Annotated in this window: 14 protein-coding genes; 5 read left to right on the top strand and 9 right to left on the bottom strand. The window is 42.7% G+C overall.

Annotated features, from left to right (window positions below; genetic code table 11):
• The 5 genes from ACE1SE_RS01435 to malT form a co-directional block, all read right to left on the bottom strand.
• Positions 1 to 1,152, bottom strand: a complete 1,152-nt coding sequence (locus tag ACE1SE_RS01435; protein WP_374052338.1) for an MFS transporter — start codon at positions 1,150 to 1,152, stop codon at positions 1 to 3.
• Between the two features lie 114 nt (positions 1,153 to 1,266).
• The gene (locus tag ACE1SE_RS01430) at positions 1,267 to 1,923 is read right to left on the bottom strand and encodes an HAD family hydrolase (protein WP_374052337.1); all 657 of its coding nucleotides are present in this window, start codon (positions 1,921 to 1,923) and stop codon (positions 1,267 to 1,269) included.
• 25 nt (positions 1,924 to 1,948) lie between these two features.
• A complete protein-coding gene (locus tag ACE1SE_RS01425; protein ID WP_374052336.1) occupies positions 1,949 to 3,010 on the bottom strand; it encodes a zinc-dependent alcohol dehydrogenase in 1,062 nt (353 codons plus the stop codon).
• Positions 3,004 to 4,257: a class-III pyridoxal-phosphate-dependent aminotransferase gene (locus tag ACE1SE_RS01420; protein WP_374052335.1), complete on the bottom strand. Its 1,254-nt coding sequence runs from the start codon at positions 4,255 to 4,257 to the stop codon at positions 3,004 to 3,006. The genes ACE1SE_RS01425 and ACE1SE_RS01420 overlap by 7 nt, the downstream gene beginning before the upstream one ends.
• Positions 4,258 to 4,491: 234 nt before the next feature.
• Positions 4,492 to 7,206, bottom strand: coding sequence for an HTH-type transcriptional regulator MalT (gene malT, locus ACE1SE_RS01415; protein ID WP_374052334.1), 2,715 nt, complete (start codon positions 7,204 to 7,206; stop codon positions 4,492 to 4,494).
• A gap of 368 nt (positions 7,207 to 7,574) precedes the next feature.
• Here malT and malP point away from each other — a divergent pair, with 368 nt between their 5' ends.
• Together malP and malQ are read left to right on the top strand one after the other, a co-directional pair.
• Positions 7,575 to 10,037 (top strand): maltodextrin phosphorylase, encoded by a 2,463-nt coding sequence (gene malP, locus ACE1SE_RS01410; protein WP_374052333.1) that lies wholly within the window; start codon positions 7,575 to 7,577, stop codon positions 10,035 to 10,037.
• Between the two features lie 9 nt (positions 10,038 to 10,046).
• The gene (gene malQ / locus ACE1SE_RS01405) at positions 10,047 to 12,191 is read left to right on the top strand and encodes a 4-alpha-glucanotransferase (protein WP_374052332.1); all 2,145 of its coding nucleotides are present in this window, start codon (positions 10,047 to 10,049) and stop codon (positions 12,189 to 12,191) included.
• Positions 12,192 to 12,278: 87 nt separating this feature from the next.
• On the opposite strand, the gene malG is transcribed toward malQ, so the two are convergent.
• The 3 genes from malG to malE form a co-directional block, all read right to left on the bottom strand.
• Positions 12,279 to 13,169 carry a maltose ABC transporter permease MalG gene (gene malG, locus ACE1SE_RS01400; protein ID WP_374052331.1) on the bottom strand — a complete coding sequence of 297 codons (891 nt, stop codon included), beginning with the start codon at positions 13,167 to 13,169 and terminating at the stop codon, positions 12,279 to 12,281.
• 12 nt (positions 13,170 to 13,181) lie between these two features.
• Positions 13,182 to 14,738 (bottom strand): maltose ABC transporter permease MalF, encoded by a 1,557-nt coding sequence (gene malF, locus ACE1SE_RS01395; RefSeq protein WP_374052330.1) that lies wholly within the window; start codon positions 14,736 to 14,738, stop codon positions 13,182 to 13,184.
• A gap of 90 nt (positions 14,739 to 14,828) precedes the next feature.
• Entirely contained in the window at positions 14,829 to 16,028 is a 1,200-nt protein-coding gene (gene malE / locus ACE1SE_RS01390; RefSeq protein ID WP_374053559.1) for a maltose/maltodextrin ABC transporter substrate-binding protein MalE, read from the bottom strand.
• A 444-nt stretch (positions 16,029 to 16,472) separates the two neighbouring features.
• Here malE and malK point away from each other — a divergent pair, with 444 nt between their 5' ends.
• Genes malK through malM form a run of 3 tightly spaced genes read left to right on the top strand, consistent with a single transcriptional unit; the run spans position 16,473 to position 19,866 of the window.
• Positions 16,473 to 17,582 carry a maltose/maltodextrin ABC transporter ATP-binding protein MalK gene (malK, locus tag ACE1SE_RS01385; RefSeq protein WP_374052329.1) on the top strand — a complete coding sequence of 370 codons (1,110 nt, stop codon included), beginning with the start codon at positions 16,473 to 16,475 and terminating at the stop codon, positions 17,580 to 17,582.
• A gap of 35 nt (positions 17,583 to 17,617) precedes the next feature.
• Positions 17,618 to 18,880, top strand: a complete 1,263-nt coding sequence (locus ACE1SE_RS01380; RefSeq protein WP_374052328.1) for a maltoporin — start codon at positions 17,618 to 17,620, stop codon at positions 18,878 to 18,880.
• Positions 18,880 to 19,866: a maltose operon protein MalM gene (gene malM / locus ACE1SE_RS01375; protein WP_374052327.1), complete on the top strand. Its 987-nt coding sequence runs from the start codon at positions 18,880 to 18,882 to the stop codon at positions 19,864 to 19,866. The genes ACE1SE_RS01380 and malM overlap by 1 nt, the downstream gene beginning before the upstream one ends.
• A gap of 482 nt (positions 19,867 to 20,348) precedes the next feature.
• Here the strand turns inward: malM and ACE1SE_RS01370 are convergent, their stop codons facing one another.
• Positions 20,349 to 21,638 (bottom strand): polysaccharide deacetylase family protein, encoded by a 1,290-nt coding sequence (locus tag ACE1SE_RS01370; protein WP_374052326.1) that lies wholly within the window; start codon positions 21,636 to 21,638, stop codon positions 20,349 to 20,351.
• Between the last annotated feature and the right edge of the window lie 42 nt (positions 21,639 to 21,680).

The following is a 21,680-nucleotide window of genomic DNA, read 5'->3' as shown; positions in this document are numbered from 1 at the left end:
TTATTTCTTGGTGGGATTAACCAAACCATATCCCGCTAACAATGAAAGGGAAAGCACAGCAATACAGGCAAAAGCACCATGTAATGTTACCTGATGTGCCAAACCGCCAATAATTGCCGGCCCAAGCAAAATTCCTGAATACCCCATTGTAGAAACGGCAGATACTGCCAACGCATCAGGCATCACTTTCTGTTGACCCGAAGCAGTGAAAAACATCGGCGCCAAATTGGATAGTCCCGCTCCAATCATCAGGAAAGAAATGCCCAACTGAGTCGTGCTGGTTGCCAGATAGATCAGGACAAAACCTGACGTCGCCAAAATCGCGCTACCTAAAAATACGCGCCGATATCCACATGTTGCAATGATCTTATCACCCAAAAATCGCCCCGCAGTCATGGTAATGGCAAATAGCGTATAGCCAAAACCCGCCTGATGACTACTCATGTTATGCACACTACTTAATAAGATCCCGCTCCAATCCAGCATGGAGCCTTCCATCAAGTAAACCACAAAACAGAGAGAACCAATCAGGATAACAATGCCGCGCGGCAAGGCAAAAAATGGCGTTTCCTCCGTTTCGGTGTTATCCAGCATTCCATTCCATGTTGGCAACAATAACAGGATAACAATTACCCCTACGGCAATGGTGACCTGAAATGGTGAGATCCCCAAAAACAACAATAGGCTGACAGTACCGGCTCCCGCAATTCCCCCTAAGCTGAATAATGCGTGAAAACCCGACATAATCGGTTGATGTACTCTTTTCTCAATATTGACCGCATGGATATTGATCACTACATCTGTCGCCCCAATTCCCATACCAAATACAAATAAAGCACAAGCCAATGTCAGCGGGGCTGAGAACACACTTAGCCCCGGTAATATCAAAACAGCTAACAAGGCAAAAAAGGCAAAAACCTTCCGGCAGCCAAAGCGAGTTGCCAACATTCCCGCTATTGGCATCATAATGAAAGAACCAATACCAAATACCAGTATCAGAAGCCCCATTGAACCATCATCCAGACCCAGTCGTTCCTTCACCAATGGGATCAGCGGCGCCCAACTCGCAATACTGAATCCCGCAATAAAAAACGAAATTCGCGTTGCTATGATAGGCTGCTTTATTGAAGAGACTGCATATTCTTCAGACAATTTGACTCCTCCAAACCATATCCTTCAAACCATACCCTTTAAAACAATACCTTTTAAACAACGCTTTCCACCTGTTCTGGCGGAAAGCGCCAAATAATGATCTTCAATAAAAAATCACTTTATATTTACTCCTGAAAACTGGGGAATATCCGTCAACGTCTCAATAACACAGGATGCCTGTTCATACTGCTCTGCTACCGACAATGCGTGGGGCCAGGCATATATCCACGGAATACCCGCCTGCTTTGCCGCCGCAATCCCCAAATCAGTATCTTCAATTACCAAAGTTTGCTGAACTTCCATCTTCTTCAATTTCAGCATAGCCAAATAAGGATCTGGGAAGGGTTTAGTTCTTTCCACATCATCGCCAGAAATTAAGGCAGGTGGTTCATGTAGATCCAACAAACCAAGATTGGCCAAACACACATTACGCGGCGCAGTGGAAACAAACCCAAAGTTAGTACCATCTTGTTGTAAGGCGGCAATTAAATCAGTAATTCCCGGACGCAAATAATGTACAGATAATTTCTCTTGATAACGCGAAATAATTTTTTCGGTAATATCTTGTTTCATCGATGGAGAAACACCAACCTTGTCTAAGGTTTCCGCCAAACTTAACCCAATTAGTTGCTGAGGTTGGATATTACCTATTTGAGTAGGTGCCTGTTCTCCTAAATCATTAACTAATACATCAAGTAATACATCAAAATGCAGTTGTTCACTATCGACAATAACTCCGTCGATATCAAAAATAACATTGCATCTATTCATCAAAGTTGTCCTTCAAAATAATCCATTATTTTAGGTCAGAAATACGAATTAATACCTTACAGTTTGGTGTACTGAGAGGAACTTGCGTTTTCGATGCAATATCACAGCCAACAGTAAGAAAAGCCTGTTGGTAATCTTTGAAATCAAAAATCTGACTGATAAAACGCTTAACAGGGATGACACCATCACGGATCATGGCATAGGCACGTTCAAAACTATTATTCAGGGAATCAATGGAACCTATTACTGAAAGACTTTTATCTGCAATTCTCATAATGTCCAAATTGGCATGTTTATCTTTCAGGGCAACATTTAATAATTTTCCACCCGGTGCCAGATGATCAAAAATATATTCAGTCAACTGCCCCGTCGTATCCACACATAAATCAATCAGGACTAACGTATCACCATATTCCTGCATTAGTGCTTCATTAAAGTCAGAATACAACTGGCATTCTGGTGGCAAATTATTTCTTGCAAACTGAATTCGGTTCTCATTTTTTTCGACCATAAAGGCTTTTACGCCCCTCTCATGCAACGCCCAAATGTACAGTATTCCCATCGGGCCAGCACCTGCCACTGCCGCACGAATATTAGTGTGAGAGATCCCCAGCTTATCCACGCCGGTTATTGTGCAGCTTAGTGGTTCAGTCAGTGAAGCTTCCTCCATGCTGACATGATCATCCAGCTTGATAAGCAAATTTTCTTTTGCCAAATATTGCTCTGCGAACGCGCCATCATAGGAAACCCCTGCTTCTGTTCCCAGTTTTCTCTCACAATGGTTGGGACTGCCTGTCTGACACATCCGGCAATGCCCACAAGAGTAAGTCGGGTTAACAACAACACGATCACCCACCTGAAATTGAGTAACACCGCAGCCAATTTGGGATACCACGCCTGTGGTTTCATGCCCTAAAGTGGTTCCTGGGATGGCAACAGGATAAGCACCAGTAATAATTCCCACATCCGTGCCACAAATACCACACACTGCAATGTCAACAACAACATCATCGGGTTCAATACAAGACAAAGGTTCAACTTGCTGGATTTCAACATCCCAGGTTTGATGATATTTAAGTGCTAACATGATACAGCCTCCTTATGTACCTGTGTGATAGCCGTTAATTCTGAGAAAGTCAGCTCCAATTTATGGAGAATTTCAGCCAAATGTTCCTGTGTGCAAATCAGTGGTGGACGAACTTTGATTGCCCTGCCTTTGCCATAACGGGAGCCACGCAAGATCAAATGATGGCGGTTAGCAGTGGCAATCACCTGCGCTGCAAAATCTGGGGTTGGTGTGTCAAAGCCATACATATACCCCACACCTCTCACTCCCGTAATCTCTGGATATCGCTCCTGTAATTTCAACAAACCATCACGCAAGTAGGCTTCATTTTGTTGCACATTTTCTAAAACATGATCATCTTCAATAATGTCGATAATTTCATTGAGGGCGACCAAAGAGAGCGGATTAGCACCAGAGGTACTGGAATGTTCGAATGATTCCAGAATATCCAGTGAATGACGCATCAATACACCCCCCGTTGGAATACCGATACCCCCTGCTCCTTTGGCGAAAACGATGATATCTGGCTCCAGTTCTTTGGCATAACCCGTCGATGCGAAGAACGTACCTGTGCGCCCAAAACCTGTTTGTACTTCATCCGCGATAATGATGATGCCATGCTGGTGACAGATTTCTCTGAGCTTCCGGTAGAAAGCCACAGGGAAAACCATGTTGCCACCATTCCCCTGAATCGGTTCAATAATCAGGCATGCAATATTGTCATTAGAGCCTAATTGAATAAACTGTTCTAAATCGACAAATTGTTCTTCACTCGGCTGTGATTGCCCCGCCAAGACACTGGCTGGCGTAGGAATTTTTATTGAACCATCAATACTTATATGGAAATCTTTAATTCTGAATGCATTGCCAGAAATTTGAGCTGTCGCAAGAGATTGCCCATGATGAGCAAGGAAGAGTGAAATAACGCCTGAGCGTCCCGTTGATTTTTGCGCTATACGAATAGCACATTCAACTGCCCCCGATCCAGAAACATCGCGCAGCCAGATGCGATCGACTCCTTTAGGTGTATATTTAATTAATTTACTTAAAATATATTGTGACATTTCACGTGTATAAGCCGAGCTCAAATGTGTACATCTGTCAATCTGTTGTTTGAGTTTTTCTGCAATCCGATGATTTGTATAGCCGAGCGGCAAATTAAAAGTTCCCGATGCCGCATCAATATATTTTTCATCATCAATGATCAAATAAGGGCCATGACCGATAAAACGAGAAAGCATGCTTTCAAGATGGTTTTTATTTTCCATAATGACTCACCACTATTAGTTACATTAAACGACTAGTTATAAAACAACGAAAAACCATACCTATTGTGATGAGACTAGATTAAGCACATCCAAATTTTATTTCGATCACGAAAATGCCATAAAAAATATTAAGCAAATTTAAAATTTAATTTAAATTTGCAAAATCATACACTTATTCATTAATATCTATTAATTATATTAAATACAGGACAAATCACATTTAGAAATTAATAACTAAACCCCCAATCCCATCATTCGCATTAATTTCTGGGCCTGCTGAATAGCCTCTTGTCGATGAGCAATTCCCATTTTTTGGTATAAATTACGTATATGAGTTTTTATCGTGGTCGCTGCCACATCCAGCTCTGTAGCAATTTGATCGTTACTGTAACCAGAATAAATTAACCCCAGCACCTGCCATTCACGCTGAGTTAGTGGACTATTGCGGATAAGCTCAGGCACGTCAGGATGAGTGAGCAATTGTTCTACAAACGTTTCGTCAAAATGGGCAAATTTATGCCGATGCTGTAGATTGATTTCTCGTAAAATACGTTGAGCTCTATGCTGCTCCATTTCAGGCAAGATATTCAGTTGGATAAGCTGGCGCAGTTGTAATGCCATCAACTCACCCTCAATAACAAAATGGCTGATGAACCCGGTGCAGTTAGCCAAATTCAAGGCTTCCATCAAAACATCCTGAGCCTCAGCCTTACGTCCAAGCTGCCAATAAAGCAAATTACACAACAGAAGATTACGATTCAAATCGCTGACCAATGCCAATTTTCTGGCATATTCATTCAGTTTCACCAGAATAGATTCAGCTTCCTCATGCTGATCCAGTAAGATTTTAGCCCGTGCAATATTACGCCATTGATTTTGATTGAAATGGTTACAAAAGCTCTCTGGTCGTTCTGCCTGTGCCAACCATTGAGTCAAGGAATGGCTATCTTCCAAAGTCTGCCAAATAATGACACGCAACTCGTCAGTATTTGTTCGCCAATCGCGGTGATACTGCCCATTACTCAGTAAATTTTCGCAGCGAGTCAAGTAACGGCGAGCGTTATCAATATCACCTCTTACCAAAGAACATTTTGCCAGTTGGGTAAGACATTGTAATTGCTGCTGTGGCTGGTAATTGTCCAGCACTTCCAACCCTTGGCGTGCTGCCTCTTCTGAGTCATCAATACGAGCCCAACACCACAAAAGTTGTGAACGTATCCTCAATAGAAACTCATGCATCGGCAACTGCTCCAGATGCTGTTCACGGATTAAATCAAAAGCATGGGACTGGGTATCATAAGCCGCCTGCAAATAACCTTGTGCCAGTAAAATTTCACTTTGTTGCAATAACGCCCATAAAGCATAGTGATAAACATGACAAAGGCGGGCCAGCTGCTCCGTTTGCTTCATTAATGCCAATGCACTGACCAACTGACCATTGCAATGCAATACTTCCCCTTTTACTGACATCGCTACAATACGGCCATATTGATTATTTGGCAGTAAGTTCGCCAACGCTTTTTCGGCCAAAACATCAGCATCGACGGGTCGCCCATCATTCATCGCCACTTGAGCTCTCAGGGCATCAAACTCTGCCAGTAATTCCGGCTCAATGGCTATTTGCTTCTGCTTTAGTGATTGCTCTGCCTGATTCAATAATGCATTTACCTCATAGTAGCGATGCTGACTTTGTGCCAGCCACGCTTGCAACAGTACAAGGCGCGGACTTTCCAGCAACTGTTCATACGGCAGTGCATTCATACACTCTCCCAATAGGGAAAGTTTACTGTGGTTAAATAACTCCCAGGCATGTTGCAACAAAATATCCCGTAACAAGATAGTATCTCCCGCTGCTAAGGCGTGATGAATAGCCTCCCCAGGATATCCCTGCATCAGCCATCCTCGCACGGCTGCTCTATGTAATTCGGGTAATTTTGCTGCCATTTCCCATTGGCAACGTTGGCGCAAGAATGAAGCAAACAAAGGATGAAAACAGAACCACTCACCAGAATCATCCATTCGCTGAATAAATAACCCTTGTCGTTCAATATCTTCCAGACGTTGCTGACCGTTTTCCTCTCCCGTCAGGCAAGTAATCAGTCCATCATTCATGGAGCGCAGAATAGAACTATGCAACAAGAAATTCCGCGTCTTCTGATCCACTCGGTTTAAAACTTCATCCACAAGGTAATCAGCAAGATGGCTGGCATTGATCCCCGAAAGGCGCTTTGCTGAACTTTCAGTCGTATTACCGGATTGACGGGCAGAAAGGGCAATCAGTTGCAAGGCTGTTGCCCACCCAGCAACGTCATTACATAACTGTTCGCAGTGTTCAGGTGCCAATGGACTGGCTAACCGTCTGGCAAAAAATTGCTGGGTTTCCTGATAATCAAAAGCCAACTGCTGGCTATCAATCTCCAATAACTGTTCACGCACGCGTAAGTTGGCAATTCCCAACGATGGCAAATGGCGTGATAGCACCACTAATGTTAAATTTTCTGGTTGGTGGCGGAGAAAAAAGCGCATTGCTTCATGAATAATCCCATTCACTATCAGATGATAATCATCAATTACCAAAAAAATCGGTTGCTGCCATTCGCTAAGCTCAATAAATAATTGCGCAAACAGAGCAGATAAGCTGGCATATTGATGTTTCTGGGCCAGTACCTCACTTTTCACACAGTGTCCCTGCGTTGCCTGCTGAATGGCTGCAATCAGATAGCTAGCGAAACGTTCTGGCTGGTTGTCACTATCATCGAGAGAATACCATCCCAGATGCTCCTGTCCGGCAGCCCATTGTGACATCAAGGTAGTTTTGCCATACCCTGCGGGACTGGTTATCAATACCAGTCGATAATCCTGAATTTCATTGAACTTTTCTAACAGACGCTCCCGCATAACCATATTATTGAGTCGAAGGGGGCGACTGAGTTTCGATGGGATAAGCATTAAATTTCTCCCCTCACACGCAATGAATAAAAGCAACGAATAAAACTGATACCTGAATTCTGTTTGACACGTTTAAGTCACTTACACATTAACATTCCTTTACGACCAACAAATGTAGAGAAACGCCCATCTTTTGCAAACAAGTTGATTAATTTCATTGTGTTAAATTGCACCTTGTCACATTCTTTGGTTGCAACCCTACTATTTCTCTATGAAATTGCGAAAAAGCTCGAAAGAAATCGCTACGCCCTTGCGCTCCTCCCCCGCGAATATTTTCACGGGATGATGTTTCCCAAGCCACTAACCTTCAGCATATCCCCGTAAACAATTCGTCAAACTTTCCTCAGTTAGTGACAGGATGTAACGCCATGCAACTATCTACATTAAAATCATCTACATTAAATCAAGAAGCCACATTAGATAAAAACCCGAAACTCGATAAAGCCTTATTTCAGGCCGCACTCACACGCCAGTGGCAATATTTCGGACTCAACTCAGCTCAGGAAATGACTCCACATCAGTGGTGGCAGGCTATTAGTGCAGCCGTATCTGAATTACTCCCCCTGGCTACTCAGCAAAAACGTGCCAATCAATCCACTGACAACCAACGCCACGTGAACTATATCTCGATGGAATTTCTGATAGGCCGACTGACAGCTAATAACTTGTTGAATCTCGGTTGGTATGACGATATTCAGTCTTATCTGGCAGAAGATGGCATCATGTTGAGTGACGTGCTGGAAGAAGAAACCGATCCCGCATTGGGCAATGGTGGGTTAGGGAGGTTAGCCGCCTGTTTTCTTGACTCAATGGCGACGATCAATCAACCTGCTACAGGGTATGGTCTCAATTATCAATATGGTCTTTTCCGCCAATCCTTTAAAGAGGGGCTACAAATTGAAACACCTGATGATTGGGAACGCGAATCCTATCCGTGGCTTCGCCATAACACGCAATTAAAAGTTAACGTCAATTTTGGTGGCGAAATCGTGACAACGGCCGATGGCCATGAAAATTGGATTCCCGCGTTTACTCTGATTGGTGAGGCATGGGATTTGCCCGTGCTTGGGTATAACAATGGTGTAACCCAACCACTTCGCTTATGGCAAGCATCATACGATAACCCCTTTGATCTGTCACTTTTCAATGATGGGCAGTTCCTGTACGCCGACCAGCAAGGCATTGAAGCCGCTAGTCTGACTAAAGTTCTCTACCCGAATGATAATCATCAGGCAGGTAAACGACTGCGTCTGATGCAACAATATTTTCAGTGTGCTTGTGCCGTGGCAGATATTCTGCGCCGCCACCAACAGGCAGGGAGAAAAATAGAAGAGTTAGCACAATACGAAGTTATTCAGCTTAACGATACTCACCCAACTATCGCAATCCCTGAAATGATGCGTCTTCTGCTTGATGAATACCAGTTAAGTTGGGAAACCGCATGGGCAATCACAGGAAAAACTTTCGCCTATACCAACCATACTTTGCTACCAGAGGGCCTGGAGCGTTGGGATGAACAATTGATGAGTGAGCTTCTGCCACGCCATCACCGCATCATCCAGGAAATCAACCGTCGCTTTAAAACAACCGTGGAACAAATTTGGCCTGATAACCAACAAATCTGGGAAAAATTGGCAGTTATCTATGATAATCAGGTCAGAATGGCCAACCTTTGTGTTGTCGCCTGCTTTGCCGTCAACGGAGTTGCAGCCTTACATTCATCCTTGATCGTGACAGATCTGTTCCCTGAATATCACCAACTGTGGCCAACTAAATTCCACAACGTAACTAATGGGGTAACTCCGCGTCGTTGGTTAAAACAGTGTAACCCTGCACTCTCTTCATTAATTAACCAAACATTAGGTCATGAGTGGGTGAATGATCTCGCTGCTTTGGAACAACTCGAACCTTATGCCGACGATTCTGCCTTCCGTGACACCTATCGCGCCGTTAAGCAAGACAATAAAATTCGTCTGTCCAACTACGTAAATAAGGTCATGGGGCTGAAAATTGATCCCCATGCCATTTTCGATATACAGATAAAACGTCTGCATGAATACAAACGTCAACATCTGAATCTGCTCCATATCTTGTCACTTTATCGGCAGATTCAGGAAAATCCGACCCTGGATATTCATCCTCGTGTTTTCCTGTTCGGAGCCAAAGCAGCTCCTGGCTACTATCTGGCGAAAAACATCATCTCAGCCATCAATCATGCCGCCGAAAAGATCAATCATGATCCGCTTGTTCGTGATCGCATCAAAATTGCTTTTATCCCCGATTACAATGTTTCCGCTGCGGAACTGATGATCCCAGCGGCCGATGTGTCGGAACAAATATCTACGGCGGGCAAAGAAGCCTCCGGCACTGGCAATATGAAATTGGCCTTAAACGGTGCACTAACCATTGGAACACTGGACGGTGCGAATGTCGAAATTGCTGAACAAGTTGGAAACGACCATATCTTTATCTTCGGCAAGACCGTAGAAGAAGCTAAGGCTTTACTAAACAGCGGCTATAACCCACAAGCTATACTTCAACAGAATCAACATCTGAAAGATATCCTTGGCTCCCTCGCCAATGGTGAATTCAGCCACGGCGATACGCACGCATTTGATCTTATGTTGCATAGCCTGACTGACGGTGGTGATCCTTATTTAGTGCTGGCTGATTTTGCCTCTTATTGCCATGCCCATAAGCAAATTGACACCCGATATCGCGATGCCCAAGGCTGGACGCGCAGTACTGTACTCAATACCGCTCGAATGGGTAACTTTAGCTCTGACCGCGCTATTCAGGATTATCAACAACGAATCTGGCAAACCAAATAAGGGTTGAGTATGGAAAACAACTGCCTCAATGAATTGGCAACTGAGGCCGGCATTGTCAGCGAATATATTAATGCCTATGGAAAACCCCAGGCAATCCCCGCTGAAATCCGGCATCGCATATTGGAAGCCATGAGTGCAGATATACCGGTCGGAAGGCCGGTTTCTCATCTACACGCTTCCCCCTTACCGAATGTTAAAGTGATTATGCAGGGACAAATGGTAACCCTTCCTCTGGAAGATACAAATAATTACCAGTGGCAGATACATACTGAACAAATGCAGATATTTCAGGGTCACTGCCAACATCAGCTCACATTGCCTGCCAATCTCCCCTTGGGATACCACACGCTAAACCTGATATCGGAGGCGAAACCAGAAACTGGCTCTCAGCAATACTCTATACAACTTATTGTTGCCCCTGAACGTTGTTACGAACCTGATGCCATAACACGTGGAGAAAAACTTTGGGGTGCTTGCGTCCAGCTTTATACCCTGCGATCAGAAAATAACTGGGGAATTGGTGATTTTGGCGATCTGAAACAGATGCTGCAAGAACTGGCACAACGTGGTGGTGCCTTTGTTGGCCTGAATCCTCTTCATGCTATATATCCTGCAATGCCTGAAAATGCCAGCCCTTACAGTCCATCTTCCCGCCACTGGCTCAATATCATCTATATTGCCGTGCACCAAGTAGAAGATTTTAATTATAGTATCGAAGCACAAGAGTGGTGGCATTCAGCGGAAACCCAATCCAAACTCCAACAAGCCCGCCAAACAGAATGGGTTGATTACACCACAGTAATGACACTAAAAATGGCTGCATTGCGTCTGGTTTATCCGCAGTTTAAACGTCGTTCTGGCGATGATCCTCAACAAATCATGTTCCAAAAATTTGTAACCAAAGGAGGGAAAAATCTTTATTTTCAAGCTGTTTACGATGCCCTACATCATAAGCTATATGGGGAAAATAATGTTTATTGGGGCTGGCCTGTGTGGCCGGAAGAATACCGTGAACCGGAAAATGACGCGGTTAAAACATTCTGCCATTCACATCCACAGGAAATAGAGTTTTTCCTTTGGCTACAATGGTTGGCTGATACCCAGCTTGCTGAGTGCTTTACTACCAGCCAAACCAATCACATGTCAATTGGCATTTACCGTGATCTTGCCGTCGGTGTCGCCCAAGGAGGTTCAGAAACCTGGTGTAACCGAAGCATCTATTGCACTAAGGCATCTGTCGGAGCGCCCCCCGATATTCTGGGACCACTGGGACAAAATTGGGGACTTCCACCAATGAATCCCCATGTATTAAAAGCTCAAGCCTATCAACCTTTCATTGAATTATTGCGTAGCAATATGCGTCATTGCGGTGCATTGCGTATCGATCATGTGATGTCATTGCTCAGGCTTTGGTGGATACCACAAGGAGAAACTGCCGATAAAGGCGTTTATGTCCACTATCCAGTTGACGATCTGCTGGCAATCTTGGCATTAGAAAGCCAGCGCAATCATTGTCTGGTGATAGGCGAAGATTTGGGGATTGTACCGGAAGAAATTGTCGACAAATTACGGGACAGAGGTGTTTATTCCTATAAGGTATTTTATTTCGAACGCAATGAGCAAGGTGAATACCGTTCTCCCGATGAATATCCCGTGCAGGCAATGGCAACCATTACTACCCATGACTTACCTACTTTGCGCGGATTCTGGCAAAATGAAGATCTAACCTTAGGCGAAGCCATCGGTTTATATCCTGATAAAGCCCTTCTTGCCGATTTATATTCAGAACGCAAACGCTGTAAACAAGCATTATTAACCAGTTTAAATCGTCACAGCTATTTATCAGAAGGATCGTTCAAGACAGATACCCTCTCATCATTTCAGGGAGCGGTATCACTGGCACAAACAGAATATCCGATGTCACATGCTATAAATCAAAGCATACACCGCTATATAGCCCATAGCGCCTGTGCCTTATTAGGATTACAACCTGAAGATTGGCTGGATATGGAACGCCCCGTTAATATTCCTGGCACAACAGAGGAATATCCCAACTGGCGACGAAAGCTTACTTCTACGTTGGAAACGATGTTTTCGGACGCTTATATCAACCACCTGTTACAAACAATCGGAGAGTGCCGAAAACAGGGTTAATAATTTGCTGAGCTAACAGCTATATGTAGCCAAGTAGCAAGAGAACGCCCCCAATCATATATAGCTAAATATGATTGGGGGAGAGGATCAGCCTTTCACGCCTCCCGATGTTAGCCCACCGACCAACCAACGTTGGGCAAGTAAGAAAACCGCCGTGATAGGGATAGCAGAAAGCACAGCCGCCGCAGCAAAATCTCCCCAGAGATAGTTCTGTGGGTGAAGATATTGCTGCATTCCCACTGCCAGCGTGTAATTATCCACATCACGTAATAACAGAGATGCAACAGGTACTTCGGTAATCACGCCAATAAACGACAAAATAAATACGACAGCCAATATAGGTACAGAAAGCGGTAACAATATCAAACGGAAAACCTGCCACGATGTCGCACCATCCAACATAGCTGCTTCTTCCAGAGAACGATCTATCGTTTCGAAATAACCTTTTATCGTCCATACATGCAAAGCAATTCCACCCAGATAGGCAAAAATCACACCACCGTGGGTATTAAGGCCAAGGAAAGGAATATATTCTCCTAATCGATCAAACAAGGCATATAGTGCCACCAAAGAAAGTACCGCCGGAAACATTTGAAAAATTAACATCGCCTTAAGTAAGGTGCTTTTTCCACGAAAGCGCATTCGTGCAAACGCATAAGCACATGTCGTTGATAACGCTACAATGCCAGTGGCAGTAATCAAGGCAACCTTTACAGAATTCCAAAGCCATTGCATGACCGGAAATGGAGGAAGCATGACGTGCCCATCAGCAGATTCCACCCTATAACCAAGTGCCAGCTTCCAGTGTTCCCATGAAATGGTGTCTGGAATCAGGTTACCCGTAGCAAAATTCCCCGGACGCAAAGAAATAGCAATGACCATCAGCAAAGGAAACAAAATCATGGCAATAAAAGCCAGCATTAATATATGTGTTCCCCATACCCGCCATCGTTGCGATTTGGGTTGTACCATCGCCATCTTCTTTCCTCCTTAATCAAATTTCATACGGGCAGTTTTCAAATTGATGATGGCTAATGCACCCACCAATAAGAAGATCAATGTTGCAATTGCTGCTGCCAGACCAAAATCCTGTCCACCACCACCTTCAAATGCGATACGGTAGGTGTAATTCACCAAAAGATCGGTATGACCCGCTGGAGTCGATGTACCAATATGATCAGGTTTACCCGTGGTTAGCAATTGAATCAGGACAAAGTTGTTAAAATTAAAAGCAAAGCTCGCAATCATCAACGGCGTCAATGGTTTAATCAATAATGGAAAAGTAATTTTGGTAAAATTCCGCCATGGCCCTGCACCATCAAGGGCTGATGCCTCATAAAGGTCATCAGGAATAGATTTCAGCAATCCCATGCAAAGAATCATCATATAGGGATAACCCAACCACGTATTTACAATAATCAACATGGTTCGAGCTAATGTCGGATCTGTAAACCAATCCGGTTTAATACCAAACAACCCATTTAGCACCAGATTAATTTCACCAAAACTTTGGTTAAATAATCCTTTGAAAATCAGAATGGAAATAAACGAAGGAACAGCATAAGGTAAAATAAGCAGTACACGGTAAATCGCTCGTCCCTTAAGCGCCTCCCACTGTACAATACAAGCGAGAACCATTCCCAGGGTAACCGTCAATGCCACTGTCACCAGAGAAAAAACGACTGTCCAGACAAAAATGGACAGAAAAGGTTTTTTGATACCCTCATCCTGTATCACCCGTAGAAAATTTTTCCAGCCAATAGAAACCGTAAATCCAGGACTTAACGTTTCCTTAGTCCATTCTCCTGCAGCATTAATGGATTGGTAGAACCCTGTATCCATATTCGGTTGGTATCGTATACCAGTTTGTCTATCGGTCAGTGTAATCCCATCTTCATCAAGGGAATAAAGAGGGTTTATCGCAGAAAACTGGCGCAAAGAACTCATTCTCAGTTTACTGCCATCAGGAAGAACAACTACCAATTGGTTCAACGCCTGCCGATACTGAGTAATAGTACGCAATGTCGCAGCATTGTCTTCAAGCTTTTTTTCCTGTTCATGAAGAGGCAGGATAATTTCTTCCGTTCCCGCAAGAGAAAAAGGATCAGATATCAATAAATTATTGCCATCAGGAACGTTCAAAGCCAAAACCCACTGTTCAGATACCGGATAGAGTTTGAAATTAAATGGCTCCCCTGTCTGATAATGGCGACTCATTAATACCGTTTGAGCACGTTCAAATGTCAATTGATTAGTACTGCTATAATTTGTAAAAGCAATAGCAATCGTGCAGATAAGCGGAAACAGTATAAATATCCCTATTCCAGCAATTCCAGGATAGGTATAGCGCCAAACATAAGCCTTTCGGTTGGAAAAAACATAAATACCGCTTCCCAGTAATACCAGTGTTACCATAGCAAACAGGTATTCTCCTTGTGCATACATCAGCACAATCAGATAACCTGTAAAAAGTAGGCAAAAACCTACAGTAAACCATTTCAGGGCAGGATGCTGCCACCATACTGTTTTTTCTAATGTCGCTGACATCTTGCACTTCCTGTTACCAAAAATTGTGACGATCCAACACCTATCACAATAAGGGCTAAGGCTCCTTAAATTCAGGAGCCTGTCATTCGTTTATTTTGTCATTCTTGTTTCAGCATCATTAAGCGCAGCATCTATCGTCTGACGCCCACTGATAGTGTTAAGAACAGCGCTACGCATTGCGTACCAGAAACTACTCATTTGGGAGATATTCGGCATAATTTCGCCATTTTGGGCATTGGCCATCGTGGCAGCAATACGTGGATCTTTCGCCAGGATTTCCTGATAGGATTTCAAAGCCACCGCTCCTAACGGTTTATCTTTGTCGATCATTGCCAAACCATCATTGGTAAGCAGGTAATTTTCCAAAAATTCTTTCGCTAATTCTTTATTAGGACTGGCCGCATTAATTCCCGCAGTTAAAATACCAACAAAGGGTTTAGAGGGTTTTCCTTTAAAAGTAGGTAATAGGGTAACACCATAATTAATCTTACTTTTATCTACGTTAGCCCACGCCCAAGGACCATTAATCGTCATTGCTGTTTTACCTTTATTAAAGGCAGCTTCGGCAATGGAGTAATCGATATCTGCATTGAGATGTTTGTTTTTGACTAAATCAACCAGAAATTTCATTCCCGCTTTAGAGCCCGCATTATTCACTCCGCTATCTTTAACATTATAAGTACCGTTTTCTGCCTTAAAAGCATATCCGCCATCGGCAGCAATTAGTGGCCAAGTGAAATACGGTTCCTGCAAATTAAACATGATTGCGCTTTTATTTTGCTTTTTCAGCTCATTATCCAAGGCAGGGATTTCTTCCCATGTTTTAGGAGGAGATTTAATCAAGTCTTTATTGTAGATAAGAGAAAGGGCTTCAACGGCGACAGGGTATCCTACCAATTTTCCGTCATAACGAACGGCATCCCACGTAAAGGGAAATAACTTATCAATAAACGATTTATCAGGAGTAATTTCAGCAACTAATCCTGATTGGGCATAACCACCAAAGCGATCATGTGCCCAGAAAATAATATCTGGCCCATCGCCACTGGCTGCAATTTGGGTATATTTTTCTTCCAATTTGTCAGGATGTTCAACAGTGACAGGAATCCCCGTTTCTTTTGTAAATTTTTCACCAACTTGTGCTAGTCCGTTATAACCTTTATCACCATTGATCCAAATGACCAATTTTCCTTCTTCCGGCTTTGCAAAAGCCGAAGCAGACAATACACATGTTGTTAGAACGGAAAGCATCAGGGTACGAGTCCCCACTTTTAAAATTTTCTTGGTCATCATTCCGCCTTTTTCATTTGTTAGTTATTTATTAGTTCAAGATAATGCTCTTTGTTACATCGCGATAAAATGACACCAGTGTGCAATCAATGTAAGAAAGACTCATCCTCCCCAGTTCTACGCCTTATGCTGTATGAGTGTGAACCTGCTTACAAAAACAATTAGAATCAGAACGTTAATGCCAATATAGCGTCTTTTTTTGCGATTTAAATCACATCTTATCTGACAATTTTCTTCTTTCTTTCCCAATCACATTAAGCTCGTCCTCCTGACTCCTCCACCATCAAAAATTCTGGGATGGAGGATTTTCGCGCCTGTTATTTTATACACAATCCAACCATCAGTTTTTTACTAAGTTTCTCGCTACGACAAATTAAAAAACGAAGACGAATAGGAAACGAAAACGAACAAAAACTGAGGCGGCAAATCCGAGGGAGAGAACAAATGTCTAGCATCACATTCCGCAATGTATCTAAATCATATGGTGAAACTGTCATCTCCAAAGATCTTAATCTTGATATTCAGGAAGGGGAATTCGTCGTATTCGTCGGCCCGTCAGGGTGTGGAAAATCGACACTGCTAAGGATGATCGCGGGATTGGAAGACATCACGTCCGGTGATTTACTGATAGACGGAAAGCGCATGAATGATGTTCCACCAGCCAAACGCAGTGTCGGCATGGTTTTTCAATCTTACGCGCTATATCCCCATCTCTCTGTTGCAGACAATATGTCGTTCGGCATGAAGCTGGCTGGGGTCAAAAAAAGCGATATCCACAAACGAGTGCAACAAGTTGCAGAAACCCTCCAGCTTGCCCATCTACTGGAACGCCGTCCTAAGGCGCTGTCCGGCGGTCAACGCCAGCGAGTCGCCATTGGCCGAACTCTCGTTGCTGAACCCAATATCTTTCTGCTGGATGAACCACTTTCCAATCTGGATGCGGCTCTGCGTGTACAGATGAGAATTGAAATTTCACGTTTACACAAGCGACTACAACGTACAATGGTCTATGTCACTCATGACCAAACCGAAGCCATGACTCTGGCTGATAAGATTGTTGTTCTGGATGGGGGCAATATTGCTCAGGTTGGTAAGCCACTTGAAATTTATCACTATCCTGCCAATCGCTTTGTCGCAGGTTTTATTGGTTCACCAAAAATGAATTTCCTGCCAGTAAAAGTTTCAGCGATTGCTGTTGATCAGGTACAGATCATCCTGCCTAACGGCCAGACATTTTGGTTACCTGTTGAAAACAAAGGATTAACTGTCGGTAGTAATGTATCTTTGGGAATTCGCCCCGAACATCTTTTGCCTAATGATGTAGCCGATGTTACGTTAGAAGGGACAGTACAGATCGTGGAACAACTGGGGAACGAAACCCAGATTCACATCCGCATACCTGCCATTCATCAAAATTTGGTTTACCGCCAACCTGATATTGTTCTCGTTAAAGAAGGGGCTAATTTCTCTATCGGACTTGCTCCTCACCGATGTCATCTTTTCCGTGAAGATGGAACTGCATGTCAGCGTTTACATAAAGAACCCGGAATCTAGATCCGCGGCCATAAAAAAATAACAGGAGAATTATTATGCGTATATTGTCTCTCTCATTGGCTATGCTAACTACTGGTTTATTATCCACACAAGCTATTGCTGTTGACTTCCACGGCTATGCCCGTTCAGGCATTGGCTGGACAGGGAATGGTGGTGAGCAAAAATGTGCCAAAGTCACTGGAGCACCGAGTAAATACCGTCTTGGTAACGAATGTGAAACCTATGCTGAACTTAAATTAGGACAAGAGTTATGGAAAGAAGGTAATAAAAGTTTCTATTTTGATACCAACTTAGCCTATTCCGTCAGTCAGCAAAAAGATTGGGAAGATACCAAACCTGGTTTTCGTGAAGTCAACGTGAAAGCAACTAATATCATTGATTGGTTGCCTGGCTCAACACTATGGGCCGGTAAACGTTTCTACCAGCGCCACGATGTACATATGATCGACTTCTATTATTGGGATATTTCCGGTCCAGGTGCAGGATTGGAAAATATTGACCTTGGTTTTGGTAAGCTCTCCTTCGCTGTAACCCGTAATACAGAAGAAGGTGGTTCATATGGATGGATTGATGATAAACGCAAGGACGCCCCAAATACTTCAAATGACATTTTTGATATACGGTTAGCCAACTTACCAGTTAATGCTGGCGGTACGCTGGAGTTTGGTATTGATTATGGGCGTGCCAATACACGTAAAGGATATCAGCTTAATAAACAAGCATCTAAAGACGGTGTGATGCTGACTGCCGAACATACCCAAAGCCTGTTAGGTGGTTTCAACAAATTTGTCTTACAGTACGCAACTGACGCTATGACTTCCAGCGGTAATGGGCGTGCCGAAGGTGCTAATGAGAAGAATGACGGGCATATGCTACGCGTTCTGAATCATGGTGCCATTAGTATCACCAAGAAATGGGATCTCATGTATGCCGCCATGTATCAAAACATTGACCTCGACAATAACAATGGCAACACATGGTACACCGTGGGTGTCCGCCCAATGTATAAGTGGACACCGATAATGAGTACCTTAATGGAAGTGGGTTATGACCATGTGAAGTCACAACGCACCAAAGCAAACAATGATCAGTTCAAAATCACTCTAGCCCAACAGTGGCAAGCAGGTGACAGCATGTGGTCACGCCCTGCTATCCGTTTATTCACTACTTACTCCAAATGGAATGAAAAATGGGGCTATGACAATGGCATTGCCTACCACGATACACCCGTACATCAATTCAGTCGTGGGAACAGCGATGAGTTTACATTTGGTGCCCAATTTGAGGCTTGGTGGTAATGAAAAAGCAATTACTCTCACTTTGCCTCAGCGCCCTGCTCTGCAACATGATTCCAGCAGTGAGTTATGCCTCGTCAGATATCGCGCTGTCTGATACAGCAGCATCCGGTATCGCGATAACTAATAGGGCAAAATCTGGTATAGAAACAACCAATGCTGCGCCAATTTTGCCTTTGTCAACCTTGCAGAAATTACAGTGGCAACCCATCAGTACTCATGATACACAGACTATTATTCTTGAGAGCACATCACAGCAGCTTAATGATGGTCATATCCAGGGTGCAGTAGCCACATTTGCTTTACCGGCCAATCAAGGTTCCCTGGAAATCACCCTGAACAGTCTGATAAAAGATAAGCAAGTATACTCACCAAATGTTTTAGTCTTTGATGAACAACTCCATCCTGCGGCCTTTTATCCAAGCCACTATTTCCGCTATCAACAGCCAGGTATTATGTCCACCGACAGGCTTGAAGGAGTGTTAAAGCTGACACCGGCATTGGGACAACAACGTATCTATTTGCTGATTTATACTACTCGTTCTGATTTACAAGCTTCGACACAAATGGTCGATCCTGCTAAGGCTTATGCTAAAGGTGTCGGTAATTCTGTGCCGGATATTCCAGATCCGATTGCTCGCCACACAGAAACAGGTACATTAACGTTAAAAATGCAATCAGAAAGCAATGCAGGCAATATCCTGATAGGCCAGGTATTTTCTTCACCTGCACCTAAACCAGTCACCATCGGTTCTACACAAGTATCTACATCTCCGATAAGAACAACCCCAACTGATGCACCACAATCTGCTGCCCCAGTAGTTAAACCTGTACTGAACGATACCGAACGGTATTTCAATGACGCTATCAAAAGAGCTATTAACAATGGTGATGTTGATAAGGCATTGAAACTGTTAGATGAAGCAGAACGACTTGGTTCGCCAACTGCACGGGAAACTTTTATCAAGGTGATAAAAAACAAAAAATAAATTGATTTCATCAAATAATTATAGCGATATATTTAACTTAAGAGCCTAAGGGAATAGGCTCTTAAAAGATACAAATTCATTATCCTTCTCCGATGAATTTTCATTGCATAGCATTACCAACGTCATATTTTACTTAAAGTAATCCATAACCCCTTTCTTATTCAGATAATTCTTTATTTTCCCACGGAATTTATAAACCAAATATATAAAAATTAGTAACAGTGAAATACCAAAAATAAACCTAGGTATTATGAATGAAAATATAATGAAGAATAAAATCCCTATGGAAAGTAATGAAACAACACTTTCCTTCATAGCAATCTTAAATATCCATGCAAAAAATTTGATAGTGTGCTTTATAATGCCATGAAAAATCTCCAATATTAACCCTAAAAAATCCATCATTTCTATCCTCAGTAAAAAATATCATATTAGAATATTCTATCGCTATTTAGAAATTAAATAACATTACATCTCTACCCTCAATTATTAAGCGATCCTAAAGGCGTTAAATAGGGTTTATTAGCAATCATTTTTGCCATTTTCTCAATCGGATCTGTACGCAATATATATAATCGTTTCAAAGAAAAGGGATTATCCCCCAACTTAACTTTTCCCTTTACCGTGGTAACCGCCAAATGAAACCCAGCTTGTTTAGCTGCTTTCATTGCTTTTAAATTATATCTACCAAAAGGATAAGAGAGATAAAGTACATGGGGATTTAATTGTGATAATGCCCGTCTGGAACGTCTGAAATCATACAGAATATTGTGATATGACCGACTTAATAGTATGGGTTGTTGATTCTTGCTAAAACGATGTAAGAAATGGGTATGAGACTGAACATCAAATACATCTTGCATGGCATATAATTCTGGGAGGCTCAAAAATTGCAGCGTATCAGGATCCCATTTCTGCGGATGGCATTTAACTCTGGATGAAATAACAAAGAGTGTAGCTTTCTGACCATTCTCTTTCAAAATGGGATAAGCATAACGATAAACGGATTTCAATCCATCATCAAAGGTTAAGCCAACCACTTTTGCTGGCAAGTTAATGGAACCATTTAAGTATCCCTCTAATTCATATAATGAAATTGTGGTATAACCTGCTCGCTTTAAATAAGCCATCTGCTCACGAAATACAGTCAGGGATGTTGTTGTTGATGTATGTAGAAAACGTTTAATATCTTTAAGAACATGGTGATAAGTTAACAAAGGAATGCCATTATCCAATTCAGCATCCCGATCACTAATGTAACCTAATCGATCACCCAAATTAATTTCGTACCAAGTATGGTGGAAAGGATCTTGTAATTTATCTAAAACCGGATAGCGGAGATTTTCCCTCAAAATTGCAATTGGTTGGCTATCCGTATCAGGTGTGCTATGGACTTGTACCATCTTAATTATTATCAAATTTTGGGCCGCTTTTTTGTGAAAGGGACTGGTGCTAAAGGGATCACTGGGGTACGCAGTTTTCTGAATTTCCTTTAAATTTCCTTTGGCTATATAACCTACCCCATTTCCGAAATGAAGCGCATAGTTACCGCTTTCTTCCCCTTCTTCTTCAGCAACTTTAAGGATTTGCCCTTTCTTAAATAAACCAACCTTAATGATATGCTCACCTACCCAAGAATAGATTTCACTCTCTTTAGTCACTTCCATGTAATGATAATGTGGAAAATCGTGGTATTGCGATAAAGCCGGATTAGAAAAACATATCAAAAATGCTAAGAACCCCATTGTAATAACATAAATAATTCGTCTCATTTTAATTTTCCATCCAATCATAACCACCCGTATAACGGGTGG

Origin of the sequence: Xenorhabdus taiwanensis (assembly GCF_036512875.1) — a bacterium.
GTDB classification, from domain to species: Bacteria; Pseudomonadota; Gammaproteobacteria; order Enterobacterales; family Enterobacteriaceae; genus Xenorhabdus; species Xenorhabdus taiwanensis.
Note: the sequence above shows the minus strand (reverse complement) of the source record. Positions and strands in the feature narration are given on the sequence as shown.